Source organism: Pseudoxanthomonas mexicana (genome assembly GCF_001556105.1).
Lineage (GTDB): Bacteria > Pseudomonadota > Gammaproteobacteria > Xanthomonadales > Xanthomonadaceae > Pseudoxanthomonas_A > Pseudoxanthomonas_A mexicana_A.
In genome coordinates this window covers 1-26599 of sequence record NZ_LSIF01000017.1, presented here as the reverse complement: position 1 = coordinate 26599, position 26599 = coordinate 1, and the positions used below count along the sequence as shown (strand labels likewise).

General features: G+C 66.0%; 22 protein-coding genes. 7 read left to right on the top strand and 15 right to left on the bottom strand.

The genetic code is table 11. The features are described 5' to 3' along the window. Window positions 1-74 precede the first annotated feature (74 nt). Complete coding sequence (locus AX730_RS02090) at window positions 75-2018, bottom strand: OPT family oligopeptide transporter (RefSeq protein WP_062351225.1); 1944 nt, start codon at window positions 2016-2018, stop codon at window positions 75-77. Between the two features lie 116 nt (window positions 2019-2134). Between AX730_RS02090 and AX730_RS02085 the strand changes: the two genes are divergently transcribed. Further along, window positions 2135-3940, top strand: a complete 1806-nt coding sequence (locus AX730_RS02085) for a peptide MFS transporter (RefSeq protein ID WP_062351224.1) — start codon at window positions 2135-2137, stop codon at window positions 3938-3940. Between the two features lie 52 nt (window positions 3941-3992). Here the strand turns inward: AX730_RS02085 and AX730_RS02080 are convergent, their stop codons facing one another. The 6 genes from AX730_RS02080 to AX730_RS02055 form a co-directional block, all read right to left on the bottom strand. After that, entirely contained in the window at window positions 3993-5957 is a 1965-nt protein-coding gene (locus AX730_RS02080; protein WP_083537648.1) for an alpha/beta hydrolase family protein, read from the bottom strand. A gap of 121 nt (window positions 5958-6078) precedes the next feature. Continuing rightward, entirely contained in the window at window positions 6079-6978 is a 900-nt protein-coding gene (gene rfbD / locus AX730_RS02075) for a dTDP-4-dehydrorhamnose reductase (RefSeq protein ID WP_062351223.1), read from the bottom strand. Beyond that, window positions 6975-7532 (bottom strand): dTDP-4-dehydrorhamnose 3,5-epimerase, encoded by a 558-nt coding sequence (rfbC, locus tag AX730_RS02070; RefSeq protein ID WP_062351221.1) that lies wholly within the window; start codon window positions 7530-7532, stop codon window positions 6975-6977. Before rfbC ends, rfbD begins: the two co-directional genes overlap by 4 nt. Then, window positions 7529-8416, bottom strand: coding sequence for a glucose-1-phosphate thymidylyltransferase RfbA (gene rfbA, locus AX730_RS02065; protein ID WP_062351213.1), 888 nt, complete (start codon window positions 8414-8416; stop codon window positions 7529-7531). The genes rfbC and rfbA overlap by 4 nt, the downstream gene beginning before the upstream one ends. 15 nt (window positions 8417-8431) lie before the next feature. Next, the gene (rfbB, locus tag AX730_RS02060) at window positions 8432-9487 is read right to left on the bottom strand and encodes a dTDP-glucose 4,6-dehydratase (RefSeq protein ID WP_062351212.1); all 1056 of its coding nucleotides are present in this window, start codon (window positions 9485-9487) and stop codon (window positions 8432-8434) included. A gap of 57 nt (window positions 9488-9544) precedes the next feature. After that, window positions 9545-10042: a single-stranded DNA-binding protein gene (locus AX730_RS02055; protein WP_062351210.1), complete on the bottom strand. Its 498-nt coding sequence runs from the start codon at window positions 10040-10042 to the stop codon at window positions 9545-9547. A 154-nt stretch (window positions 10043-10196) separates the two neighbouring features. Here AX730_RS02055 and AX730_RS02050 point away from each other — a divergent pair, with 154 nt between their 5' ends. Then, window positions 10197-11195 (top strand): polyprenyl synthetase family protein, encoded by a 999-nt coding sequence (locus AX730_RS02050; RefSeq protein WP_062351262.1) that lies wholly within the window; start codon window positions 10197-10199, stop codon window positions 11193-11195. 16 nt (window positions 11196-11211) lie between these two features. On the opposite strand, the gene AX730_RS02045 is transcribed toward AX730_RS02050, so the two are convergent. The 4 genes from AX730_RS02045 to AX730_RS02030 form a co-directional block, all read right to left on the bottom strand. Next, entirely contained in the window at window positions 11212-11994 is a 783-nt protein-coding gene (locus AX730_RS02045; protein ID WP_062351206.1) for a dienelactone hydrolase family protein, read from the bottom strand. A 68-nt stretch (window positions 11995-12062) separates the two neighbouring features. Beyond that, complete coding sequence (gene murD, locus AX730_RS02040; protein ID WP_062351200.1) at window positions 12063-13466, bottom strand: UDP-N-acetylmuramoyl-L-alanine--D-glutamate ligase; 1404 nt, start codon at window positions 13464-13466, stop codon at window positions 12063-12065. Then, window positions 13447-14802: a UDP-N-acetyl-alpha-D-muramoyl-L-alanyl-L-glutamate epimerase gene (murL, locus tag AX730_RS02035; RefSeq protein WP_062351195.1), complete on the bottom strand. Its 1356-nt coding sequence runs from the start codon at window positions 14800-14802 to the stop codon at window positions 13447-13449. The genes murD and murL overlap by 20 nt, the downstream gene beginning before the upstream one ends. A 66-nt stretch (window positions 14803-14868) precedes the next feature. After that, on the bottom strand, window positions 14869-17496 hold the full coding sequence (locus tag AX730_RS02030; RefSeq protein ID WP_062351193.1) for a bifunctional aspartate kinase/diaminopimelate decarboxylase: 2628 nt from the start codon (window positions 17494-17496) through the stop codon (window positions 14869-14871). Window positions 17497-17691: 195 nt separating this feature from the next. On the opposite strand from AX730_RS02030, the gene AX730_RS02025 reads away from it, so the two are divergent. Continuing rightward, window positions 17692-18570 carry a PhzF family phenazine biosynthesis protein gene (locus tag AX730_RS02025; RefSeq protein ID WP_062351189.1) on the top strand — a complete coding sequence of 293 codons (879 nt, stop codon included), beginning with the start codon at window positions 17692-17694 and terminating at the stop codon, window positions 18568-18570. A gap of 35 nt (window positions 18571-18605) precedes the next feature. Here the strand turns inward: AX730_RS02025 and AX730_RS02020 are convergent, their stop codons facing one another. The 4 genes from AX730_RS02020 to AX730_RS19085 all read right to left on the bottom strand — a co-directional run bounded on the left by AX730_RS02020 (window position 18606) and on the right by AX730_RS19085 (window position 22318). Then, window positions 18606-20270 (bottom strand): amidohydrolase, encoded by a 1665-nt coding sequence (locus AX730_RS02020; protein ID WP_062351186.1) that lies wholly within the window; start codon window positions 20268-20270, stop codon window positions 18606-18608. Window positions 20271-20408: 138 nt separating this feature from the next. Further along, window positions 20409-21122, bottom strand: a complete 714-nt coding sequence (locus tag AX730_RS02015; protein ID WP_062351183.1) for a glycine zipper 2TM domain-containing protein — start codon at window positions 21120-21122, stop codon at window positions 20409-20411. Window positions 21123-21191: 69 nt separating this feature from the next. Continuing rightward, window positions 21192-21887: an alpha/beta hydrolase gene (locus AX730_RS19090; RefSeq protein ID WP_198146978.1), complete on the bottom strand. Its 696-nt coding sequence runs from the start codon at window positions 21885-21887 to the stop codon at window positions 21192-21194. Beyond that, on the bottom strand, window positions 21884-22318 hold the full coding sequence (locus AX730_RS19085) for an OsmC family protein (RefSeq protein WP_062351175.1): 435 nt from the start codon (window positions 22316-22318) through the stop codon (window positions 21884-21886). Before AX730_RS19085 ends, AX730_RS19090 begins: the two co-directional genes overlap by 4 nt. Before the next feature lie 206 nt (window positions 22319-22524). On the opposite strand from AX730_RS19085, the gene fusA reads away from it, so the two are divergent. From fusA to AX730_RS01985, 4 genes are all read left to right on the top strand, one after another. Further along, window positions 22525-24570, top strand: a complete 2046-nt coding sequence (gene fusA, locus AX730_RS02000; protein WP_062351172.1) for an elongation factor G — start codon at window positions 22525-22527, stop codon at window positions 24568-24570. A gap of 251 nt (window positions 24571-24821) precedes the next feature. Beyond that, on the top strand, window positions 24822-25220 hold the full coding sequence (locus AX730_RS01995) for an HU family DNA-binding protein (RefSeq protein ID WP_062351169.1): 399 nt from the start codon (window positions 24822-24824) through the stop codon (window positions 25218-25220). A gap of 138 nt (window positions 25221-25358) precedes the next feature. Then, entirely contained in the window at window positions 25359-25988 is a 630-nt protein-coding gene (locus AX730_RS01990) for a tellurite resistance TerB family protein (RefSeq protein ID WP_062351166.1), read from the top strand. Between the two features lie 8 nt (window positions 25989-25996). Then, window positions 25997-26566, top strand: coding sequence for a M23 family metallopeptidase (locus AX730_RS01985; protein WP_062351163.1), 570 nt, complete (start codon window positions 25997-25999; stop codon window positions 26564-26566). Window positions 26567-26599 lie beyond the last annotated feature (33 nt).

The following is a 26599-nucleotide window of genomic DNA, read 5'->3' as shown; positions in this document are numbered from 1 at the left end:
ACCCCGATGGTAGGCGCTAAGCGCGCCGCGGCGCAAAGGCGTCAGGTCACGCCTTTGCGCCGTTGCCGGCAGGCTTATGCCTGTTCACCTCGTTTGCCGGTACGCAGCAGCAGCCAGCCCACGAAGGCAAGCACCGCCAGTCCGACCCACTGCGCCCATTCACCCAGGTCCAGCGGCAGCGCCAACACATCCGGGTTCTGCGTGATCACGATAGGCAGGGCGATCGCGATACCCATCAGCGCCTCGCCCGTGATAAGACCTGCCGAGAAGAGGACGCCGGGACGGTGCACGCGGTCAAGCCCTGCCTCGTCGTCCGCTTTGATCTTGTGGTAGCGCTGCACGATATGCGCCAGCAAGCCGCCGAGGAAGATCGGCACCATCAGTTCCAGCGGCAGATAGATGCCGATCGCAGCTGCGAGTACGGGGACGCGGAAGCGTGAACCGCGCGACTTCAACCAGCCATCGATCGCGATGACGACGGCACCGACCACCGCACCGATGCTGATCATCGTCCACGGCAATTCGCCGCCGAACAGTCCCTTGGCCACCGACGCCATCAAGTTGGCCTGCGGCGCGGGCAGCGTCTTGGAGCCTATGCCATAGGCTTCCTGCAGCAGATTCAGTACGGGCGCCATGATCAACGCACACGAGAACGCGCCGATGCCGAGCATCAGCTGTTGCTTCCATGGTGTCGCACCGACCAAGTAACCGGTCTTGAGGTCCTGCAGATTGTCTCCGCCAACAGCGGCCGCGCAGCAGACCACCGCACCGATCATGATCGCGGCGACGGCGCCGAGCGGCGCACCGTTGACCGTGTGCTCGCCATCGGTGCCCAGCAACAGCAGCAGGACGACCGATGCGAACAGGATGGTGGCGATGGTGATGCCGGACACCGGATTGTTCGACGATCCCACCAAGCCGGCCAAGTAGCCGGACACCGACACGAACAGGAATCCGGCCACGATCATGATGATCGTCATCGGAATGCTGACGTGCCATTGGCCGACAATGGCTTGGTACAGCGCGAGCAGCGGCAATACGAACAACACGAGCGCCACCAGCATCCACTTCATCGGCAGGTCGCGGTCGGTCTCGGCGACGCCCTGTGCCGCACCTTTGCGCGCGGCCGCGAAACCGCTCTTGATGCCGGAAAGCAACGACTTGCGAAGCGAGAACAGCGTCCAGATGCCGCCGACCAGCATCGCGCCAACGCCGAGGAACCGGATCTTGGCCGACCAGATTGCAAAGGCTGCGTCTTCGGCAGGCGCGCCCGCGATGGCAGCGGCCAGTTGCGGATCGCTGCCCAGAAAGAATGCGTTGTAAATGGGGATGGCGATATGCCAAGACAGGATGGCACCGGACAGCACCACGATGCCCACGTTCAGGCCAACGATGTAACCCACGCCCAGCAGCGCCGGCGACAGGCCGGTGCCCAGATAACCGATCACCTTGTTGTTGGCGAAATAACTGGCCACCGCCCAACTGTCGGGAATCAAACGCAGACCATTGGCCGCGGCCAATTTCACCAGCGCGCCGATCGCAGCAGAGATGCCCAGAATCTTCAGGCCAGGGCCCGGATTCTCGCCCGCCTTCAGCACCTCGGCGGCGGCCTTGCCTTCGGGGAACGGCAGCGGCTCTTCGACGATCATCGAACGTCGCAGCGGCACCGAGAACAGCACGCCCAGCAGGCCACCCAGTCCGGCGATGCCCAGCACCCACCAGTATTTGAAGTCAGGCCAGTAGCCCATGAGGATCAACGCCGGGATGGTGAAGATCACACCCGCCGCGATCGAAGAGCCCGCGGAGGCGCCCGTCTGCACGATGTTGTTTTCCAGGATGGTGCCACCGCCCAGCAGGCGCAGCACGCCCATCGAGACGACGGCCGCCGGGATGGCGGTGGCCACCGTCAGGCCGGCGAACAGGCCCAGGTAGGCATTGGCGGCGGACAGCACCACGGCCAGCACGATGGCCAGCACGACGGCGCGGAAGGTAAGTTGCGGGGTCCCCGGCGAGCTCATGGCGCGTTCCCGAATGGCAGAAGGCGGACACGCTAGCGTTCGCCGCCCGGCAAGTCCAGCCGCGCCGGCAAGCGTGCCGCCTATACTCGCCGGGTTTTCCGAAGCCGGAGCGCTCCTTGAGCCACCCTGCCCCCGCGACCATCGGCCGCGATGATTTCCTGGGCCACCCCAAGGGCGTCTACGTCTGCTTTTTCACCGAGATGTGGGAGCGCTTTTCCTTCTACGGGATGAAGGCGCTGCTGCTGCTCTACCTGACCAAGTACCACCTGTTCGCCGACGGCGCCGGCTACGACCTGATCGGTGCCTATGGCGGCCTGGTCTACTGCATTCCCGTGATCGGTGGACTGCTCGCCGACCGCTGGCTGGGCATGCGCAAAGCGGTGGTGTTAGGCGGGCTGCTGCTCGTCGCGGGCCATGCCGGCATGGCACTGGAAGGCGTGGCGGCCGTGTCGGACGCTGGCGTGGTGACGCGCGACGAAGACGCACTGCGCACGATGTACTTGTCGCTGGCGCTGATCGTCATGGGCGTAGGCTTCCTGAAGCCGAACATCACGGGCATCGTCGGTCGCCTGTATCCGCCGGGTGATCCGCGTCGCGATGGCGGCTTCAGCCTGTTCTACGCCGGCATCAACCTCGGTGCGCTGCTGGCATCGCTGGTGTGCGGCTACCTGGGCGAAACGCTGGGCTGGCGATACGGCTTCGGCGCCGCCGGTATCGGCATGGTGCTGGGGCTGGCGATGTTCCTGTGGGGCCAGCGCTACCTGCAGGGCCACGCCGAACCGCCTTCAGCGGCAGCACTGCGTGCGTCCGTACTCGGCATAAGGCGCGAATGGACGATCTATCTCGGCGCCGGGCTTGGCGTACTGCCCCTGGCGTGGTTGATGTGGGCGGCGGCGAACGGCGCGTTCGCACTGGGCGGAGAACTGTCGCTCGCCCTGGTGCTGATGCTGCTCGTGCTGCTGCTGGTGCTGGGCTGGTTCACCTGGTTCATCACCACGCAGTGCACCGCGACGCAACGGCGGCAGATGCTCGCGTTGATGGCGATGATCTTCATGTGCCTGGTCTTCTTCACCCTGTACGAGCAGACCTACGGTTCGTGGGTGATGTTCACCGACCGGTTGCTGACGAAAGACCTGTTCCCGTCGCTGGTGCATGCGCCCGGCGTGCTGGTGTGGTCGGACAATCTCCTGGCGAACCTCGGACTGTTCATCGGCACCGCGCCGTGGTCGACCTGGGGACTGCTGGCGATGCCGGTGGCATTCGTGATGGCCGTGCGTGCATCGGAACGTGGCTCCACGTCGGCCGCCCGCACGATCTTCCTCGGCGTGGCCGGCGTGATGGTCGCGCTCGTGCTGCGCGATTCGATCGTGCTGCCACAAACCGCAGGCTCACTGACCTACCTCGGCGCGCTGTTTCTGGTGGTGCTGGCGCCCATCTTTGCGTGGCTGTGGGCGACCCTCGGCCGGCGCGGTCGCGACCCGTCCAAACCATTGAAGGGCGCACTGGGCCTGGTGTTCGGCGGCCTTTCATTTGTGCCGCTCGCACTCGCGGCGCAGCAGGTCGGCGAAACCGGCGTGATGGCGAGCGTGTGGTGGCTGGTGCTGGCCTACCTGCTGCTGGAGATCGGCGAGATGTGCCTGGCGCCGGTCAGCCTCGCCGCCGTCACCGAACTGTCGGTGCCGCGCGTAGTCGGCCTGATGATGGGCCTGTGGCTGCTCGCCACCTCATTCTCGGAAACGCTGGCCGCGCAGTTCGGCAAGCTGGCCGCGCTCGATGTGCCGGAAGGCGACACCTGGGACCTCGCACAGGCTGCCACCGGCTATGCGGACCTGTTCTGGCTGATGATGTGGATCGGGCTGGGCTGCGGCGCAGTGGCGCTGATCGTGTCGCCCGTGTTGAAGCGGATGATGCGAAGCGCTTGAAAAGCAACGGCGCCCGAAGGCGCCGTTGCTTGGCAGGACACGCGTGGCTGGACTATTTCGCCGTCGCGCCGCCGAGATGCCGGTTGAAGAAGGCGAGCAGCCGCGTGTAGTACTCCTGCTGGTTCTCCGGCTTGTAGAAGCCGTGACCCTCTGTCTTCTTGTAAAGCGTCTCGACCGGCACGCCTGCGGCCTTCAGCCTACGCTCCATCAGTTCGGTGTGCTGGACCGGCGCCCGCTCATCCTCGCCCCCCGCCGCGAGAAACACCGGCACCTTGATGCGATCGGCCATGTTGACCGGCGATACCGCCCCCAGCGTACTGCGGGGTCCGATCCACTCGTTGAGATAGGTTTCACCCGAACCCCTACGCTGGATGTCTCCGCGCGTATGCATCATGGGCAGATCGTAGACACCTACGTAACCTGCCGCACATTTATAAAGGCCAGGCTCTTTGGCCACCCCCATGAGTGCCGCGTAAGCGCCGTAGCTCGCGCCATAGATACAGATCCGAGCTGCGTCGGCCACTCCCTGCTGGATTGCCCATCGCGTGGCATCGGTGACGTCGTCCTGCATCGCCTGCCCCCACTGTCTGGCGCCGGCTTGGCGAAACGCACGGCCGTATCCACCCGATCCGCGGAAGTTGATCTGGAGGACCGCGTACCCTGCGCTCGCCAGCATCTGCGTCTGGGGATCAAACTCCCACTCGTCACGAATGCCGAACGGGCCACCATGTGGCACCACCACCATTGGCATGTGCTTGCCGGATGCGCCCTTTGGCATCGTCAGAAAACCATGAAGGTCCGTTCCGTCGCGTGCCTTGAGTTGCACCGGCGTCATGGTCGCCATCTCATCGGGCTCCAGCCAATCGCGTCGACTTAGCAAGTAATCCAATTTCTTGGCGTCGACGTTGAAAAGATAGAAGTCGCCGGGATTCCGGTCGGAACTGACCTGCACCAAAGCAAGCTTCCCGTCCTTGGTACGCGACGTGACGGATATCGTTTGGCCAGGGAACGCGGCCTCCAGGCTTCGATACAGACGTGCTTCCGGCACCTCGTCACTGAAGAACTTGGTTACCGGCTTTCCGTCCCGGTAAACCGCCCCGACCGGCACCATGTCGCCATCCTGCGAAAAGATGATGTCGTCTGGATCGACATTGGCGTTGCGCAGCAATTCCTTCCTCTCTCCAGTCGCAACATTCCACGCGACGATCACGTCCGAGCCGGATGATTTCTCGACCTGCAGGTAGGCGATGGACTGGTCCCGATTGAATCCGAGCGGATGTTCTGCCTGATCGCTGACACTTTCATCGTTGATCAGGCGCCAGTCGTCACCCTTGCCATCGCGGTAGTAGAGCTTCCGCGAATTGTCGACGCCAGCGCCATACGCAAAACGCACGTCGCCCGCATTGTCGGTCGTGAAATCCGCATTGCGAACGGGCGCGCGCGCAAGAGGCGTCCGACGTCCGCTGTAGACATCCATGCGCTCCGCCCGCGTGAAAGGATCGCTCCCCCATGGCCAGATCGACACGACGACGGTCTTGTCATCCGCACGCAGGGAATCCACCAGGAAGGCATGCACCTGCTCGGACGTTTTCTGCTGGATGTTGCTGCCGGTCTGCTGATTGCCGATGCGGAAGCCGACCAGGACGGTCGCCTTGCCACCGTCAGCGTCGATGGCAAACAGTTCGCCTGTTCCCAGTGGCTGGTCCAACTGGCCGAATTTCTCCGAAACCGACACGATCACCCGCGCCGGATTGACCCACCAGAAGTTCGATACGTGCGAATTCTTGCCCAGTGCGAACGTGCCGGTCAGCTTGTTGTCGGACCGCCGCATGATCGCCAGCACCGTACGATCCTCCATCGGCACGGTCGCCGCCAGGTACTCGCCGGTCGGCGAGATCTTGATCGCTTCGAACTTGTCCTTGCGAATGAAGTTGCCCACATCGACCTGGGCAACAGCCATCGCCGGCGACAGCAGCAGGCAAGCTGCCAGCACCCAACCAACCCCATGCTTACGCATATCCTTCCCCCAGAAGGCTCCTTGAATGAGCGACCATAGCCTGCGGACGGAGCGTCCGCAATCGGCCCGGGAAGCCGATAACCAACGGGGGACACGGACTACCGCACGCTGGCTGGCGCCGTCAGGCCGCCGTCATCCGGTGCAGCACGCGCTCCAGCCCTGCTCGCCAATGGGGCATGGACGTGCCGAGTGCCCGCTCCAGCTTGCCTGTACCCAGGCGGGAATAGGCGGGTCGCTGCGCACGCGTGGGAAAATCAGCGGTCGCGATAGGCACCACGCGTGGCGCCTTCGTCAGCAGACCACAGTCAACGCCTTGGGTGACGATCGCTTCCGCGAACGCATGCCAGGTCGCCTCGCCAGCCGCCGTCAAATGAAACGTTCCACGAGGCCCCTCGGGGTGCCCAAGCAATCTCGCGGTGACCTCCGCAATGAGATAAGCCGGCGTCGGCGTACCTGCCTGATCGGCCACCACGCGGAGTTCGTCACGCTCGGCGCCAAGCCGCAACATGGTACGCAGGAAGTTGTGCCCATGCGCGCCATAGACCCATGCCGTGCGCAGGATCAGATGGTTACCACCCGCCGCGCGCACCGCATCTTCTCCCGCCAGCTTGCTTGCGCCATAGACCCCGAGCGGCGCTGTCTCGTCGTCTTCGCGGTAAGGGCGGGAACCCTGCCCATCAAATACGTAATCGGTCGAGTAATGCACGAACGGGATATGTCGAGCAGCGCAGGCACGCGCCAGCACTCCCGGCGCCTCAGCATTCGCACGGAATGCTGCCGCTTCATCGTCCTCCGCCTTGTCGACCGCCGTGTAAGCGGCGGCATTGACGACCACGGCAGGTGCAATGCGTGCGACCAGTTCGGCAAGCGCTTCTGGCTGATCGAAACTGGCGACTTCGCAGTGTTCGCCGTCCGGCAACTCACCGGAACGCGTCGTGCACACGACATTGCCCAACGGTGCCAAGCTTCGCCGCAGTTCATTGCCGACTTGGCCGTTGGCGCCCAACAGGAGGATCGTCATGGTTCGTACGTCGGTAGCCGGTCCCGCGCGATGTCAGCCAGAAGTGGAGCTGCCTCGTCCTTGCCCGACAGCAGAGGCGCAGTTACCGGCCAGTCGATACCAATCGACGGATCGTCCCAACGGACGCCGGCGTCCGCGGCCTTGTCGTACTGTGCCGTGCAGAGGTAACTGAAGATCGCACGTTCGGAAAGTACCGCGAAGCCGTGCGCGAATCCTTCCGGAATCCAGAGCTGTCGCTTGTTCTCCGCACTGAGAATCACCGCTTCCCAACCACCAAAGGTCGGCGAGCCACGGCGGATGTCGACGGCCACGTCGTAGACCTCGCCCTCCAGCACGCTGACCAGCTTGCCCTGCGGATTGGGCCATTGGTAATGAAGGCCCCGCAGTACTCCGCGGGACGATGAGGAGACGTTGCTCTGGACGAACTTCGTCGGCAGGCCATGTTGACCAAACCTGTCCGCGTTCCAGGTTTCGAAGAAAAAACCGCGTTCATCGCCGAATACCGCAGGCTCGATGACGACGCAGCCGGGCAGCTTGGTTTCAATGACTTTCATCGCACGAAACCTCGCTTGGCAAGCGAAAGCAAATACTGACCGTAGCCATTCTTAGCCAATGGCGCCGCCAGCTTCTCAAGTTGAGCGGCATCGATCCAGCCGTTACCAAAGGCGATTTCTTCAGGACAGCAAACACGCAATCCCTGCCGCGCCTCGATCGTTTCGATGAAATTCGACGCTTCGAGCAACGACTGGTGCGTTCCCGTGTCGAGCCATGCATGGCCTCGACCCAACGGCTCCAGATGCAGCGTGCCGTCTTCAAGGTATCGACGATTGAGGTCGGTGATCTCTAGCTCGCCACGAGGCGATGGCTTCAACTCCGACGCATACTCGCTGGCAAGGCCATCATAGAAATAAAGCCCTGTAACCGCATAGTTCGAGCGTGGTTTTTCGGGCTTTTCCTCGATACCCACAACCCGACCTTCGCTATCGAATTCCGCCACGCCGTAACGCTCTGGATCATTGACCCAGTAACCGAACACGGTGGCACCTTCAGTACGCGCGTCTGATCGCCGCAACTGCTCCGTGAACCCATGCCCGTAGAAAATGTTGTCGCCCAGCACCAGGCAGCTAGGCTTCCCGTCCACGAAATCCCGACCGATCAGGTAGGCCTGCGCCAACCCATCCGGGCTGGGCTGCACGGCATACTGGATATCCATGCCCCATTGGGACCCGTCACCCAGTAGCGCCTTGAACAAAGCCTGCTCATGCGGCGTGTTGATGACAAGCACTTCGCGGATGCCCGCCAGCATCAGCACGCTGAGCGGGTAGTAGATCATCGGCTTGTCGTAGACCGGCAGCAGCTGCTTGCTGATGGCCTGCGTCAGCGGATACAGGCGGGTGCCGGAACCGCCGGCGAGAATGATGCCCTTGCGCGTCGTCATGGTCTTCCTGCTTCCTTACGCGGTAGTACCGATGCGTTCCAGGCGATAACTGCCATCCAGAACTCGTTTCACCCAATCCTGATTGGACAGATACCAGTCGACCGTTTCTGCAATGCCTTGATCGAAGGTGTACTCCGGCTCCCAGCCCAGCTCATTCTTCAGCTTGGATGCGTCGATCGCATAACGTCGATCATGGCCCGGCCGATCGGTGACGTACGTGATCTGGCTGCTACGCGGCTGCCCGTCAGCCCGCGGCACTCGCTCGTCGAGCAGTGCGCAGATCGTATGCACGACCTCGATGTTCTGCTTCTCAGCATTACCGCCCACGTTGTAGGTTTCGCCGACCCGTCCCTTCTCAAGCACCGTGCGGATCGCGCTGCAATGGTCGCCGACGAACAGCCAGTCGCGAACGTTCTTGCCGTCGCCGTATACCGGTAGTGGCTCGCCCGCCAGCGCACGCGCGATGACCAGCGGGATCAGCTTCTCGGGGAAGTGATACGGACCATAATTATTGGAGCAGTTGGTCGTCAGGACCGGCAGGCCATAGGTGTGGTGAAACGCGCGCACCAAGTGATCAGAGGCCGCCTTGGAGGCCGAGTAAGGCGAATTGGGCGCATACGGTGTCGTTTCAGTGAACTGCCCGGTATCCCCCAGTGACCCGTAGACCTCATCGGTCGACACGTGCAGGAAGCGGAACTGATCGCGGCGCGTACCATCCAGCGCCTTCCAGTAGTCGCGCGTAGCTTCGAGCAAGCCAAGCGTGCCTACCACATTGGTCTGGATGAAGGCACCCGGCCCGTCGATGGAACGATCGACGTGACTCTCTGCGGCGAAGTTGACCACCGCATCGGGCTGATGCTCCGCCAGGAGGCGCGCCACCAGCTCACGATCTCCAATGTCACCTTTCGCGAATACGTGCAGGGCGTTGTCCTGCACCGAAATCAACGTATCGAGATTCCCCGCGTACGTCAGCGCGTCCAGATTGACCACCTTCACACCACGTGCAACTGCACGCAGCACGAAGTTGCCGCCGATGAACCCGGCGCCGCCGGTCACAAGCCATGTCGGCATGTACTGCTCCTTTAAATCAATGCTGATTGTTTCAATTTCGCTGCAACAACATCACGATCAAAATGGGATGTCGTCATCCGCGAAATCGTCCATCGGTGCCGGCTGCGATGAGGGTGCCGGCGCCTGGCGACGTTGACCGCCACCGCCACCCTGGTTGCCGTAGTCCTGACGCGGCGCGCGGGCCGGGCGATCACCGCCACTGGAGCCGCCACCGCCACCTTCACGGCCACCGAGCATCTGCATCTCGTCGGCGATGATGTCGGTGGAAGACTTCTCCTGCCCGTCCTGGCCGGTGTACTTGTCGTAGCGCAGCGAGCCTTCGACGTACACCGAGCTGCCCTTGCGCAGGTACTCGCCGGCGATCTCGCCGAGCTTGCCGAAGAACACCACGCGGTGCCATTCAGTGCGTTCCTGCTGGTTGCCGTCCTTGTCCTTGCGCACGCTGGTGGTGGCCAGACTGATCCGGGTGATCGCCATGCCACCCTGCGTGTAGCGGGTTTCGGGATCGTTGCCGAGGTTGCCGACGAGGATGACTTTGTTGATGCCGCGGGCCATATCGATATCCGTTCAGGGATGCCCGCCAGACGCGGGCAAAGACCAGTGGAGTATACCCGTCGTGCCCCCCGCCATCGGCGTTCGCCCAGCTCACATGTAGGGCATTGCCGCCCACGAGCGCCTATAATTCATGGACTTTCCGGCCGATCGTCCCATGCCTGTCGTCGAATCCCCCCGCCCTACCCTGGCCCTTCCCGGCATCCAGTCGCTTGCGCAGGCCGACATGGCCGCCGTCGACACCCTGATTCGGGCCCGGCTGGCCTCGGACGTGGTGCTGATCAACCAGATTGCCGACCACATCATCTCCGCCGGCGGCAAGCGCCTGCGGCCGATGCTGGTGGTGCTGGCGGGTCAGGCCTGTGGACCGACCACGCCGGACCACCACCAGCTGGCGGCGATTATCGAATTCATCCACACCTCCACCCTGCTGCATGACGATGTGGTGGACGAATCCGACCTGCGCCGCGGCCGCAGTACGGCGAATGCGCTATGGGGCAACGCACCCAGCGTGCTGGTCGGCGACTTCCTCTATTCGCGCAGCTTCCAGCTGATGGTGGAACTGGACCGCATGGACGTGATGCGCCTGCTGGCCGACACCACCAACCGCATCGCCGAGGGCGAGGTGCTGCAGCTGCTGCATGTCCACAATCCCGACACCGACGAAGCCGCCTACCTGCGCGTGATCGAGCGCAAGACGGCCGTCCTGTTCGCCGCCGGCACGCAGCTCGGCGCGATGGCGTCGGGCGCGAGCGGAGACATCCCGCAGAAGCTCTACGACTACGGCATGGCGTTGGGCTACGCCTTCCAGATCGCCGATGACGTGCTCGACTACACCGCGGACGCCGAGGCGCTGGGCAAGAACCTCGGCGACGACCTGGCCGAAGGCAAGGCCACGCTGCCACTGATCCACGCCATCCGCCACTCCGGCACTGCGGCGGCGGGTCGCCTGCGCACCATCGTGCAGGAAGGCGATGCGGGCGCCATGCCCGAGGTGCTCGCCGCGATCCGCGCGACCGGCGGACTCGACTACAGCCGCGAGCGCGCCCACCACTACGCCACGCAGGCCGAGCAGGCCCTCGAGGGCCTGCCCGAATCCAATGCCCTCGCCGCCCTGCGCGGCCTGGCGCGCTACGCGGTCGAGCGCGGGCACTGACCCGCGCTCCATCGCATCACTTCGCGAACACCTCGACGAAGAAGTCCGCCATCATCCGGTAGGCACGCCTGGCGGAACGTTCGTGGTAGACGCAGCCCGGCGGATTCTGGGCGTCGGATTCGGCGAAGCAATGCACGGCACCGCTGAAGTTCACGAACTGCCAGTCTGCGCCCGCCTTGCGCATCTCGTCCTGGAACGCAGTGATTTCCGCGGCCGACACGTAGGTGTCGTCGCCACCGTTGAGCACCAGTAACGGCGTCTTCACAGGCCCGGCCGCGGGAAGATCGGTCGCCAGTCCACCATGCAGGCTGACTACCCCCGCCAGCGCATCGCCGGCACGCACCAGTTCCAGCACCGTGCTACCGCCGAAGCAGTAGCCGAACGCACCGATGCGCGCCCGGTCCACCAGCGTGGCGGGCTGCTGCTTCAGTACCTCGATAGCCTTCTGGACTCGCGCCCGCAGTTTCGGACGGTCGGCACGCATCGCGGTGGCGACCGGGCCGGCCTCGGCATCGGTCTTCGGCCGGATGCCCTTGCCGTAGACATCGGCGACCAGCACCACGTAGTCGTCGCCGGCGACGAGATGCGCCTTCTCGATCGCCGAGTCGTTGACGCCCTTCCAGTTCGGCACCATCACCAGGCCCGGGCGCGGCGTCTTCACACTGTCCTCGTAGACGAGGTAGCCGGAGAACGTATCTCCCCCGATCTTCCATTCGACCGGTTTGGCGACGGGCGCCGCGAGCAGCGCGGGCGACCATAGCAGGGACAGCAGACAGGGCAGCAACAGGCGGTGGTGCATGGCAGGCTCCTCGTTGGGGACCTGCCGAGTGTAAGACCGGACGCTTGCGTCAGCGGTGGCGGGTGGCGTCAGGCGATACCCAGGCCGGGAATCGCCGTGATGTCGTCCGGATCGAAGCCCACCAGTTCGGCGAAATGACGCCCGCGCGCGACATAGTCCTTGTACTGGCCGAAACTCGGCGCACCCGGAGACAGCAGCACCACGCCCTCGCCGTCCAGCGACGCGCGGGCGGCCGCGACGGCCTCGGGGAGCGTCACCGCGGCGTGCAGCACGAATCCACCTTCGCCAGCCACTTCAGCCAACAGCGCGTGGATGCGGGGCCCGTTGGCGCCCATCGTGACGATCGCATGTGGGGCGTGGGCACGCATGTGCGCGGCGAACTCCGACCAGTCCACGCCACGATCATGGCCGCCGACCAGCAGCGCGATACGCCGCCCGGCAAAACAGTCGAGCGCCGCCAGCGTGGCGTGCGGCGTGGTGCTGATGGAGTCGTTGACCCAGGTGATGCCGTCACGCGTGCCCATGGCCTGCAGCCGGTTCGGCAGCGGACGGAACGACTGCGCATGTGCCGCCAGCGGCAATGCGTCGATGCCCGTCGCTTCCATTGCGGTCAGCACCGCACAGAGATTGCTGCGGTTGTGGCGACCCGGCAGCGGCAACGGACGCGTGTCCATGACGAACAGGTCGCCGCGATACAGGTCATCCTCGCGCAGGTGCCAGCCATCCGCCCGGTTGAACCAGTGGATCTCGCTGTGCGGCAGGTCGAGTGCAGCCAGTCTCGGATCCGCCGCATTGAGTACGGCGATGCGCGGGTGCGCGTCGGTGACCAGTTTCAGCTTGTCCTCGATGTAACGCGTCTCGCTGCCGTGCCAATCCAGATGTTCGGGGAACAGGTTCAGTACGACAGCCACATCGGGATGCGCACCGCTCGCCGCGACATCGCCGGTCTGGTAGCTCGACAGCTCGATCGCCCACGCTTCCGGCGCCGGTTGCGGATCCAGCACCTCCAGCAGCGGCACGCCGATGTTGCCGACCAGGGCCGTGCGACGCCCCGACGCGCGCAGCAGGTGCGCCAGCAACGACGTGGTCGTGCTCTTGCCCTTGGTGCCGGTGACGCAGAACGTATGCAGCACGACGCCATTGTCGCCTGCATGTTCGGCGAACCACAGGCCGGTACCGCCGATGAAACGTGTCCCCGATGCCGCCGCCGACTGCGCCGCCGGGCTATTGGGGCTGATGCCCGGCGACTTGATGACGATCTCGAAGGCGGACAACCGTTCCGCCGTCGCCTGGGTTTCGATGGAAAGATGCGCGTCGCCCAGCGCAGCGGCGTCGACCGCTTCTGCGTCACTGCAGAACAGCGTCAGCGGCAACGAAGCGAGGTACGACCGGACCGCGTGATACGCGGCGCGGCCTTCGCGACCCCAGCCCCACAGGGCGACGCGTTTGTCATCAAGCTGCGAAATTCGCACGCAGTCGCTCCCACAGCGCGGCGGGAACGCGGTGCTCACCACCGATCTCCAGCAACGGCGCCACTGCCAGTTCGGCGGCGTCGAGTTGCGGGCGGATCTCCTGGTTGAACCGCGCGACGATCGCGTCCTCGCGCCATTCCGGGCGGTCGCCGAGCGTCGCCATCGCCGCACGCGACTCCTGGCCTTCGCCGACGCATTCGAACGGCTTGTGGTCTTGGTACTCCAACAGTGCATCGAAGCCGCCCGTCTGGTTCGTGTCATCCAGCAGGTTGCGGCCAAAAATGCCGACCAGCCGCGGCTTGGGCATGAACGGCGCCAGCGCCAGGAACACGAAGTGGCACTTCGGGCACACGCCGCACCAGCGGTTGGTCGGGCGCTCGCCGAGCAGATGGAAGTTGCGGTTGCAGCTGGAGAAGTGCGCGTCGTAGTGATCCGTGCGCGCGAACTGCCGCGCCACCGCCAGTTCCGACAGCGGGCGCAGCAGCGAGTAATAGTGCAGGTCGGCAGCCACATGCGATTGCACGTACGCGCCGAAGGCCTGCTCGAAGGCCCACCCCTTCGACCACTGGTGGTTCACTTCGCCGGTGCCGGGAATCATGCTGCCGTAGCTGGCCGAGCGCTCGTTGGAGAACACCACCTGGTCCACGCCGTGCAGCAGCGCCGCCAACACCATGATCGCCGAGTTGATCGCGGTGACCGGGATATGGCCGTTCCACGCCCCCTGCCGGTTGTAGTCGAACAGCTCCGGCGCCAGCGCGCGGCCGATGTTGAGCGTCGGCAAGCCAGTGCGCGCCGCACACGCCGCGATCAGCTGCGAGCCACCGACCCACGTCACCGTCTGGTCGACCCCCGCGCCACGCAAAGCCTCGATGCTGACCAGCGAATCCTTGCCGCCGCCGATGGCGACCAGCGCGTGCTCGTGCAGTCCCGCAGCAGGCGCGGCCGCTTGCGCGGGCGCAGCGACCGGGAAGCGCACGCGGCCGTGCAGGCTCAGGCCGTTACGGTAGGCGAATTCGCCCAGGCCATGCACGTAGACCTGCTCGATCAGCACCGCCGTCGCTGCGTCGATGGCATAGCCGTCGATGCGGATCTCGTTCGGCACCGCGGCCTTGTAGTAGCTGACGCCGGTGATCAGGTGCAGCAGCCGCACGGCCTGCTCGACGGCCTGCGCGCGGGTGGCGTCCAGGGTGAACGGCGCGCCCGGGATGGTCACCGTTTCCGTCAGCTCCGGGCCGTCGTCGAAGGCGTAGACCAGCCTCGCCACGCCGCTGTCCGCCTCGAAGGAACAGCGCACGAAACGGAAGGTACGGATGCTGGATTTGTCGAACGTCGTCATGCGTAGTCCAAGGAAGAAGCCGCCCGCCCTCTATGGCAGGCAATACAGTAAACAACCAGTGTCGCGTCAGCCCGCCGCATCGCCGACGACGCCCTCAATGATGTCCTCGTCGGGCAGGCCGCGCAGATTGTAATGACTGGCCATCACGTAACCGTAAGCGCCGGCGTCGGAGAACAGCAGTACGTCGCCCTCTGCCGTCGCAGATGGCAGCTTGCGGCGCTTGCCGAAGATGTCGCTCGACTCGCAGATCGGGCCGACCACGTCGAACGGCTCCTGCTCGGCATCGTCCAGCCGCGACAGGTTGGCCACATCGTGCCAGGCGTCGTACAGCGCCGGGCGGATCAGCGTGTGCATGCCGGCATCGCTGCCGACACGGCGGATGCCGAGCTTCTCGACGACCTGCGTGACGTGCGCCAGCAGGACACCCGACTCGGCGACCAGGTAGCGACCCGGTTCGATGACAAGCTGGTAGGCGGGATAAGCCGCCTTGATTGCGGCCAGGCCTTCGCCCCACGCCGCCAGATCGAACGGCTCGTCGCCCTCGGCGTAGGGAATCGGCAGGCCGCCGCCGATATCAATGGTTTCGATGGTGCCGATCTGGTCGGCCAGTCCACCGAGTTCGTCGGCGATCTGGTTCCAGTGCTGCGCGCTTTCCACGCCGCTGCCCAGGTGCGCGTGCAGGCCGACGATGCGCGTGTCCAGCAACCGCGCGGCAGCGAGGAAGTCGTCCAGCTTGGCCAGCGGCAGGCCGAACTTCGAAGTCTTGCCGCCCGTCTTCACCTTGTCGTGGTGGCCATCGCCGCGCCCCAGGTCAACGCGCAACCACAGTCGACGACCACGGAATACCTCCGGCCACTGCTGCAGCGCCTCGACGTTGTCGAGGGTGACGTTGATCCCGCGCTCCAGCGCGAAGGCGTACTCGGCACGCGGCGCGAAGCTGGGCGTGAACAGCACGCACTCCATCGGCAGCGACGGCGCCACCGCGAACACGTGTTCCAGCTCGCCACGCGACACGCATTCCAGGCCGAATCCTTCCTCCACCAGGGCACGCAGGATGGCTGGATGGGAATTGGCCTTGATCGCAAAGAAACGGCGATCCACTGCCGAGATGGCGGCCAATGCGCGGGCACGGGCACGCACGATGTCGAGATCGTAGACATAACGCGTGGTACCGGCCTGCGCCAGCGACAGCAAGCGTTCGCGCGCAGCCGCAGCGCTCCACCAGCGCACGCCACGCTGACGGACCGCACCGTTGATCTCGCGCCAGCTCGGCCCGAACACACTGGCCTCGTCGGCCGGCATCGCACCGCTGTCGATCAACGCCTCGTGCAACAGCGGCAGCATGCCGTCGGCGTCGGCCTCGTCGATGACGAAGGTCAGGTTGAGGTCGTTGGACGACTGCGAGATCAGGTGCACGCGCTCGCGCCCGAACATCGCCCACACGTCCGACAGCTTGTGCAACAGCGAACGCATGCCGCGGCCGACCAGGGTGATCGCCGTGCACGGCGCGATCACCTTGACCCGGCAGATCTCCGCAAGGTCCGCCGACAGCGCCGCCAGCACATCGGTATTGACCAGGTTCTCGCTGGGGTCCAGCGACACGGTGACGTTGGTCTCCGACGAACCGATCAGGTCCACCGACAACCCGTGCTTCTTGAAGCGCGCAAACACGTCAGCCAGGAAGCCGACCTGCTGCCACATGCCGATGCCTTCCATCGACACCAGCACGATGCCGTTGCGGCGGCTGACCGCCTTCACGCCCGGCACGGTCAGCGCCGTGCCGTCGATGGTGGTACCCGGCAGCTCCGGGCGCTCGGTGTCGAGGATCGCCATCGCCACGCCGGCGTCGCGGCAGGGCTTGATCGAACGCGGATGCAGTACCTTCGCGCCGGTGGTCGCGATTTCCTGCGCCTCGTAGTAGTCCAGGCGTGTCAGCAGGCGTGCGTCGGGCACCTCGCGCGGGTTGGCGCTGAACATGCCGGGCACGTCGGTCCAGATTTCCACGCGCTGCGCGCCCAGCAGGGCGCCGAAGTAGGCGGCCGAGGTGTCCGAGCCGCCGCGACCGAGGATGGCGGTGCCACCATCGGCATGGCGCGAGATGAACCCCTGCGTCAGCAGCATCCGGCTCGCTTGGCCGGCAAAAGCGCGGCGCCAGTCCTGGTCGGGCGCGGTGTTGCACGACACGGACAGCCGCTGCGCCCACGGGCTTTGGTTGGGCAGGAAGTTGGCCTGCAGCCAGTGACGCGCATCGACCCAGCCGAAGTCCAGGCCCTGCGCGCGCAGGTAAGCGACGCCGATCGTCGATGAGAGCAGTTCGCCCTGCCCCAGCACCTCGGCCTGCCAGTCCAGCGTGCGGCTCGCGGCGCGCGCATCGGTCAGCAGGTTGCGCAGTGCGGCGAGGCGGTCGCCCAGCACGGCATCGGCATCGAGTTCCAGTTCCGCGAGGAACTCGCGGTGACGCTGCTCCAGCATCGCCACCCGTTCGGCACTGTCCGCGGCGCCATCGGCGATCGCGGTCAGTTCGTTGGTCACCCCGGACAGCGCCGACACCACCACCAGGATGCGGGCCTCGCCCTCATCCGCGCGTTTCTTCGCCAGCGTGCCAATCGTGTTCCAGCGGTGGCGACGCGACACGGACGTGCCGCCGAACTTGAGGACGATCCAACGATCAGACGCGGGGGTGGCGGAGGGCATGGATAGAATGGGGAGGGATGCCCGAACCGTTCGGGCGTGAACCGTTGATTCTAGCCCAAGCTCCCGGGCCCGACCGGACCGTACCGCATGCAACGAACGCGCCACGCTCCCTCGGAGCCAGCCGCGGTCATCCGCACGGGGTGAGTCTGACTCGCGACTTGGTAAGCTGCGCGGCCCCCACGCGACAACACCCCCATGACCCTCCGCCGCTACGTCCAGCTGGACGTGTTCGCCGATCGCCCTGGCGCCGGCAATCCGCTGGCCGTCGTGCTCGACGCCGCCGGACTCGATGACGCCGCCATGCAGGCCATCGCCCGCTGGACTCGCCTGCCGGAAACCACCTTCGTGTTCGCCCCCACGCAGCCGGGCGCGAGCTACGCCGTGCGCATGTTCAGTCCCCGACGCGAAGTGCCGTTCGCCGGCCATCCCAGCGTGGGCACCGCGCATGTCGTGCTCGATGCCGGCCTTGCCTCGCCCGTCGACGGCATAGTGATGCAGGAAGGTGCGGTTGGCGTACTGCCGTTGCGCGTGGAGGGCGACGGCGCCACCCGCACCATCGCCGTGCGTACGCCGCGCGCCCACGTCGTGAAGATCGGTGACCCGGCTTCAGATGATGTGCTGCGTGCAGCCCTCGCCCATCTGCCGGCCGGCGAACTGCCGCCCGCGCTGATGGATGGCGGTCGCCGCTGGTGGTTGGCCGAGGTGCGCGACGAAGCCACCCTGCGAGGCACAACACCGGACTGGGACGCCATCAGCGCCCTCGCCAAAGCCACCGAAAGCATGGGTGTCTGCGCCTACGCGCGTACGCCGGCACAGGATTACGACCTCGCGGTGCGCGCCTTCGTCGGCGCACCCGCGGCGTTCGAGGATGCCGCCTCCGGTGCCGCCAACGCGACGCTGGCTGCTTGGCTGGCGTCGCGCGATGCACTGCCCGGCCGCGATGGTCGCTACATCGTCAGCCAGGGCCGCGAAGTCGGCTACGACGCGCGCCTGCAGTTGCGCGTGGACGACGCCGGTGACGTGTGGTCCGGCGGCCACGTGCGCACCATCGTCACCGGCGAGATCGACTGGTGACTTAATGCGCGCGCCCTGTTGGGCGCGCGTGACTACTACTCCGCTTCGTAAACCGGCTTGCCGTCGACCCAGGTCGAACGGACATGCAGCTCGTCGAGCTGTTCGCCCGGAATCGCCAGCGGGTCTTCGTCGAGGATGACGAAATCCGCGCGCAGACCCGGCGCGAGCCGGCCCACCTCGGCTTCGTCATGCGCGGCCCACGCAGCGTCCACGGTGAAACCGCGCAAGGCCTCGGCAGCACTCAACCGCTGGTCCGGCATCCAGCCGCCGTCGGGACGGTCCTCGCCATCCTGTCGTGTCACCGCCGCATGCAGGCCACGACGCGGATCGACCGATTCCACGGGGAAGTCGGAACCCAGTGCCAGCTTCACGCCACTCCCCTGCAGGCGCTGCCAGGCATAGGCGCCGCGGATGCGCACCGGCCCCAGCCGATCCTGTGCCCACGGCATGTCGGAGGTGGCGTGCGTCGGCTGCATCGAGGCAATCACGCCGAGCGACGCGAAGCGTGGAAACTCCTCCGGCGCCACCACCTGCGCATGTTCGATGCGCCAACGGTGATCGGTCTTTGCGGTATCGCCCAGCACGCGCTGGTAGGCATCCAGCACCAGCTTGTTGCCGCGGTCGCCGATCGCGTGCGTCGCCACCTGCACACGGCAACCGCGAGCCTTGCGCATCGCCGACTCTAATGCCGCCGGCTCGGTGACCAGCAGGCCGCGGTTGCCGGGATCGTCGCTGTAGTCCTCCAGCAAGGCCGCGCCGCGGCTGCCCAGCGCACCGTCGGCATACAGCTTCACGCCCGTCATCTGCAGGCGACCGCCGGCATGGCGGTACGGACCCTGCGCGCACAGATCCGCCAACGCGGCGCCATCGCCGTCCGCATAGGCATCGATGCGCAACGGCAGGCGGCCTTCGTCGGCGAACTGTTTCATCAGCGCCAGGTCCTCGCGCGACACGCCCATGTCGTGGACGCCGGTCAGGCCATTGCGCACGGCGGCCTGCGTGGCCTTTTCCAGCGCCTGCCGGCGATATGCCGCGTCGGGTGCCGGCACCACGGCGTTGACCAGCGCCATCGCCGCATCGACGAACACCCCGCTCGGCTTGCCATCGACACGTTCGATACGCCCACCGTCCGGTTGCCAGTCGCCGTCCAGCGGACGCGGCGCCTTCGTCACCACCGCACGCAAGGCGGCACTGTTCGCCCAGCCGGCATGACCGTCGACGCGCTCGAGCCAGACCGGACGATCGGGGAATGCGGCATCGAGATCAGCTGCGCTGGGAAACATCTTGCCCGGCCAGTCGTTCTGGTCCCAGCCGCCGCCGAGCAACCACGCGTTTGGCGGCAACTGCTTTTCGAAGGCGCGCAGCCGCGCGATCACTTCATTCTTGTCCTGCGCATCCACCAGATCGGCGCGCATCAGCGCATAGCCCAGACCCATGACGTGGCCGTGCGCGTCGATCAACCCGGGAATCACCGTCTTGCCGGCCACGTCGATGCGCGTGGCATCCGGATAGCGTGCCTGCAGTTCCCTCGCGCCTCCGACGGCGAGGATGCGTCCCTGCGCATCCCAGGCCATCGCTTCCACGACCGGGTTGGCGGGATCGGAGGTGTGCACGCGTGCCGCCGTGATCACCTGCACCTGCGCCTGCACGGCGCCCGCACACACCAGCAATCCACCCATCCCCCATGCCAGACGCCGCATGCCGCACTCCCGTGTTGATCCAGCGCAGGACTATGCGTGGTGACGCGCACAACGGCAACGCCAACAAAAAAGGGGCCTTGCGGCCCCTCTCGCGGCAGTGCCCTGCCTACCGCCCCGGGTGTCCGCGCAAAGCGGAGATCATTCTGGGCGCACGTCCACGCGTACACGCATACGGTCGCCGGGGTGGTAACCGGTACGCGTGCGGTAGGTCCGGCCGCCATATTCATAGGTCACGTCGTAGCCGGACACGCGGCCGTCACCGTAGTAGTCACCCCCGTAGCGGCTGTCGTTCACCGGCTCCGGATCGCAGACGCGGACCTGGCCACGCTGCACCTGGCGGTTGCGCCGGGCGTTGTCGTAGATGGAACGGCCGGCCATGCCGCCGACCATGGAACCGACCGCCGTGCCGACATAGCGGCCACTGCCATCGCCCACCTTGCTACCCAGTACCGCACCGGCGATGCCACCGATGACCGTGGCCATCGTGCGGCCGGTGTCCGTACCGCCGCTGTATACGCGACGCTCGCCGTAGCGATCCTGTCCGTAGACATCGCGATAGTCCCCGTTGTCGTACACGTCGCCGTAGCCGCGATTGCCGTAGGTATCGTCGCGATAGCCGTCGCGGGCGTACACATCGTCGGCATCGCGGTAGTAGCACCGTTGCGACGCTGCGCTTCGCGTGTCCTGGTAGCCGCCATCGATGACGGGATCGACACGCACCACGCGCGCATAGTCGTAATAGGGGTCATCGCCGTAGCGGTCGGACGTGCCGTACTGCTGCGAGGTCTGCGCGGATGCCACGCCGCTGGCCAGCAGGCCCACGGCCATCACGGCGACGGAAAGACGCTTCATGTCGGGTACTCCCCACGCCGGAGTGGCGTGGCTGCATGCTCGGCCCGACCGGGTGAAATCGGGCTGAACTCAGCCGTTGCGCCCCGCGCGGTTTAGCCACTCGACAGCTTGCGCGGCGATCCCGTGCGCGTGCCGGTCCAGCAGCGGCCCGACATGGGAAGGAGAAACCGTTTGCAACACCTCAGACGACCATGCGGCCGCCATCGACGACGTAATCACCGGCGCGATGTCGTCATCCGCCTGCGACAGCACGAACAGCACCGGACACGCCGGGCGCTCGACCGCAGTGCCGGCGTAGGCATGGCGCAGCACCGCGCCGGATTCATCGCGCCAGTGGCGGAAGGCGAACAGGGCCGTCGCCTCGTCGGTGTCCGGCAGCGCGCGCCGCGTGCCGTCGAGGCGCGCTTGACGATGCCACGGGACGATGTCCGGCCAAGCACGCGAGACCAGGCCCGCATGCCAGGGTGCAGGCGGCAACGGATTCACCAGGATCACCGCATCGGCCGCATCAGCGACGCGCAGCGCCAGCAGGCCACCCAGGCTGGCGCCGACCACGACACGCGGCCGTGGCAACACCGACAACGCCTCGCGCACCTGCTGCAGGTAGTCGCCGAAGCCGGTGGCCGCGAGTCCCGCGGCCACCAGTTGCAGATCGGGCGCGACGACGGCGATATCCGCCGCCTCGAACACGCCGCGCCACAGGTTCCACTCCCAGCCGCCGCCACCGGCGCCATGCACCAGCAACGCGGCCCGGGTTGCCGTCAAAGCAGCGTCGCCTCCAGCGACACCGGCACCGACAGGGCGCGCGAGATCACGCAGCCGGCCTTCGCCTGCTGGGCGATCTCCTCGAACTGCGCCGCGCTGATGCCCGGCACGCTGGCCGACACCGTCAGCTTGATCGCCGTGATCGTCGGTCCCGGATCCATGCCCGGCTCCATCGTCGCCTCGGCGCGCGTCTGCAGCTTGTCCGGGGTGAAGCCGGCCTTGCCCAGCACCGCCGACAGCGCCATCGTGAAGCAGCCCGCGTGGGCCACCGCCAGCAGTTCTTCGGGGTTGGTGCCCTTCTCGTCGCCGAAGCGCGTCTTGAAGGAATAGTTCTGCCCTTCGAACAGGCCGCTCTGCGGCGTGCTCAGACTGCCCTTGCCGGACTGCAGGTCGCCGCTCCACACCGCATCCGCGTAACGCTTCAAAGCCATGATCGTGCTCCATCGGGTCAGGGGATGCGCAGGGTACACCCGTGGAGGTTCACGGCATGTACCGCAGTGCGGCTTGACCCCGTCTGCCGGCATGCCGATGCTGGCCGTCCGCCATGACCGCCCGCCGAGCGCCACGCTCACGGGATGCGCTCAGCCCGGACTGCCATGACGGCCCTTCGACCCCAACCTTCGGGAGGAACGGCCTCATGTCGTACAGCACGCAACAGATCCGCAACGTGGCCCTGGCGGGCCACCCCGGCGCCGGCAAAACAACGTTGTTCGAAGCCCTGCTGCATGCCGGCGGCGCCCTCCAGGTGGCAGGCACCATCGAACGCGGCACCACCGTGTCGGACCACGATCCGATCGAGAAAACCCGCGGCCATTCCATCGACACCGCCATCGCCAGCACCGACCACGGCGGTATGCACGTCAACCTGATCGACACCCCCGGCTACCCGGAATTCCGTGGCCCGGCGCTGTCGGCGCTCTCCGCGGTGGAAACCGCGCTGATCGTGGTCGATGCCGACACCGGCGTGGCCCACGGCACCCGCCGCCTGATGGAACGCGCCCGCGAACGCAACCTCTGCCGCGCCATCGTCATCAACAAGATCGACCACGAAGGCGCCGATGCCGCCGGCGTACTGGCGGCGCTGCGCGAGGAATTCGGCCCCGAAGTGCTGCCGCTCAACCTGCCCGCGCAGGACGGCAAGGCGGTGGTCGACTGCTTCTGGCGTGCCACCGGCGATTCCGACCTCGGCGCCGTCGCCGCTTGGCACCAGCAGATCATCGACCAGGTGGTCGAGATCAACGAGACGGTGATGGAGCACTACCTCGACCTGGGCGAAGGCGGCCTGTCCGGCGAGGAACTGCACGATGCGTTCGAGCAGTGCCTGCGCGAAGGGCATCTGGTGCCCGTGTGCTTTGCTTCCGCGCGCACCGGCGTCGGGGTGAAGGAACTGCTGGACGTCGCCGAGCGACTGTTCCCGAACCCGGCCGAAGCCAACCCGCCGCCGTTCGTGAAGTCCAACGGCAGCGGCCCGCAGCCGATAGAAGCCGTCCCCGATCCACGCGCGCATGTCATCGCCGACGTCTTCAAGATCGTCAACGATCCCTTCGTCGGCAAGCTGGGTATCTTCCGCGTCTACCAGGGCACGCTGAGGAAGGACACCCAACTGTTCGTCGACGACGGCAAGAAACCGTTCAAGGTCGGCCACCTGTTCAAGCTCAAGGGCAAGGACCATGTGGAAGTCGAGCAGGCCATTCCCGGTGACATCGCCGCCGTGGCCAAAGTGGACGACCTGCACTTCGATGCGGTGCTGCACGACAGCCATGATGAGGACCATATCCACCTGGCGCCGGTGTCCTTCCCGAAGCCGATGTTCGGGCTGGCGATCGAGGCCGCCAGCAAGGGCCAGGAGCAGAAGCTGTCCATCGCGCTGCAGAAGCTGGCCGAGGAGGATCCCGCGTTCATCGTCGAACACCAGCCCGAGGTGAACGAAACCGTCATCCGCGGCCTGTCCGACCTGCACCTGCGCGTGATGCTGGAACGGCTGAAGGATCGGCACGGGGTGGACGTGAAGACGCGACCGCCGCGCATCGCCTACCGCGAGACCATCGGCGCGAAGGCGGAAGGCCATCATCGCCACAAGAAGCAGACCGGCGGTGCCGGGCAGTTCGGCGAGGTCGCGCTGCGCATCGAACCGCTGCCGCGCGGCGCCGGTTTCGAATTCGTCGACGAGGTGAAAGGCGGCACCATTCCCGGACAATTCCTGCCGGCGGTGGAAAAAGGCGTCCGCCAGGTGCTGGGCAGCGGCGCCGTGGCCGGCTACCCGCTGCAGGACATCCGCGTGGTCGTCCACGACGGCAAGCATCACGCCGTGGACAGCAAGGAGGTCGCCTTCGTCGCCGCCGGCAAGAAGGCGTTCCTCGACGCCATCGCCAAGGCACGGCCGCAGGTGCTGGAGCCGGTGGTCGACCTGGAAGTCACCGTGCCCGAAACGCAGGTGGGCGACATCACCGGCAGCCTGGCCGGCAAGCGTGCGCGCATCAATGGCACCGATGCCGTGCGGGGCGAGATCGTGGTGAAGGCGCAAGTCCCGCTGGCGGAACTGGAAGGCTACGCGGCGGAACTGAAATCCATGACCGCTGGCCAGGGCCGCTACCGCCTGGATTTCAGCCATTACGAACCCGTACCGCCCGGCGTGCAGCAGAAACTGGTGGATGCCTACAAGCCGCGGCACGACGACGATTGAGCGTCGCCGGGGTGCGGCATCGGGTCGCGGCGGCATGCGACGGATGCCGCTTTCCATGCATGTGCGTGAGGTGATTTCGTCATGCCGACCGGTGATTTCCGACGCGCGGTGACGGAAAAACGGAAAAAAAGCGAAAAAAAAGCGGCTTTGGTGCCATTCTGCTCTTGGCGTCGCCAAGGCTTTGCCCTACATTTCGCTTGCCGATGCGATCGGCCCGATTATCCAACCACTCGACCGTAGAGACAGGACACATGGCAAAGAGCACCAAGAAGGCCGCGCCGAAAAAGGCCGCCAAGAAAGCTGCACCGAAGGCCGCCGCCAAGCCGGCCGCGCCGAAGCCGATCAAGGAAGCGCTGAGCAAGTCGGGCCTCGTCGCCCACATCGCCGAAGCCACCGCCGTCGCCGCCAAGGACGTGCGCGCTGTACTCGCCTCGCTGGAAAGCGCCGTGCACGCTTCCGTCAACAAGAAGGGCGCCGGTGCCTTCACGCTGCCGGGCCTGCTGAAGATCACGGCCGTCAACGTGCCGGCCAAGCCGAAGCGCAAGGGCATCAACCCGTTCACCAAGGAAGAGCAGTGGTTCGCCGCCAAGCCGGCCACGGTGAAGGTCAAGGTCCGTCCGCTGAAGAAGCTGAAGGACGCCGCGGCCTGATCGCTGCGCACCTCGCGTGACCTGAACGGGACGGCCATGCCGTCCCGTTTTTTTTGGGGCATGTCATCGGTCACGGTTGCGAAGCGGTCATGCCGACCGCAGATAATCCATCGTCCCCCAACACAAGGTGCGCCACGCATGAAGATCCAGGGTTTTCTCGACCATCTGCTGAAATCCTCCAGCGGCAGCGGCAGCGTGCTCAACGCCGACTTCGGCAAGGGCGCGATCAGCGGCGGCGCACTCGGCCTGCTGCTGGGCAAGAACAAGACCACGCGCAAGCTGGCCACGTACGGTGGTCTGGCCGCGATCGGCGTGATGGCGTATCGCGCGTACGGCGACTACAAGCAGCAGCAAGGCGGATTCGCCGCCGGCGCGCAGCCGCAGACGGTCGATCGCCTGCCGCCGCCGCAGGCGGAGCTGCACAGCCAGGCCATCCTCAAGGCGCTGGTCGCGGCCGCCAAGGCCGACGGCCATATCGACGCGCGCGAACGTGAGGTGATCGAAGGCGAGTTCTCCCGTGTCGGCACCGATGCCGACCTCCAGCAGTGGATGCAGGCCGAACTGGAGAAACCGCTGGATCCGGCCGAAGTAGCGCGCGCCGGCAGCACGCCGGAGATCGCCTCCGAGATGTACCTGGCCAGCCTGATGGTGGCCGACGAGCAGAACTTCATGGAGCGCGCCTACCTGGATGAACTGGCGAAACAACTGAAGCTGGCCCCCGCGCTGAAGGCGCAACTGGAACGCCAGCTCGCGCAGCCGCAGGCCTGATCCACCCGATGCGACCGGCCGCCCGTCGCCTGCGACGCCTCGCGTGGTCGCTGCTGTGGCTGGTGGCCTTCGCCATGCTGCTCGTCTGGGCATGGGGACGACCGTTCATGGCATCCGCCCGCATGCTGTGGGACATCGCGCGCGCACCACCACCGGTCGAACTTCCGGTGCCGGTACAGGGCGTGCGTACGCGGCAGATCGCGGACACCTTCGGCGCGCCACGCGGCAGCGACCGCACGCACCAGGGCGTGGACATCTTCGCCAGGCGTGGCACCCCGGTATTCAGTGCGACGCGAGGCGTGGTGGCCTCGGTGCGCGACGGCGGACTTGGCGGCAAGCAGGTGTGGGTGATCGGGCCAGGCCGTGAGCGCCACTACTACGCGCACCTGGACGATTGGGCGGCGGACCTGTCCAGCGGACAGGTCGTGCAGCCCGGCGACACGCTGGGCTTCGTCGGCACCACCGGCAACGCGCAGGGCACGCCGCCGCACCTGCATTACGGCATCTACGCCGCGGCTGGCGCCTACGACCCGCTGCCGCTGTTCAAGGCCGGCGCGGCGACCAAGAGCGCCGACTGAACCGCGGCGGTGCCCGACGGAACAGTCCATCGC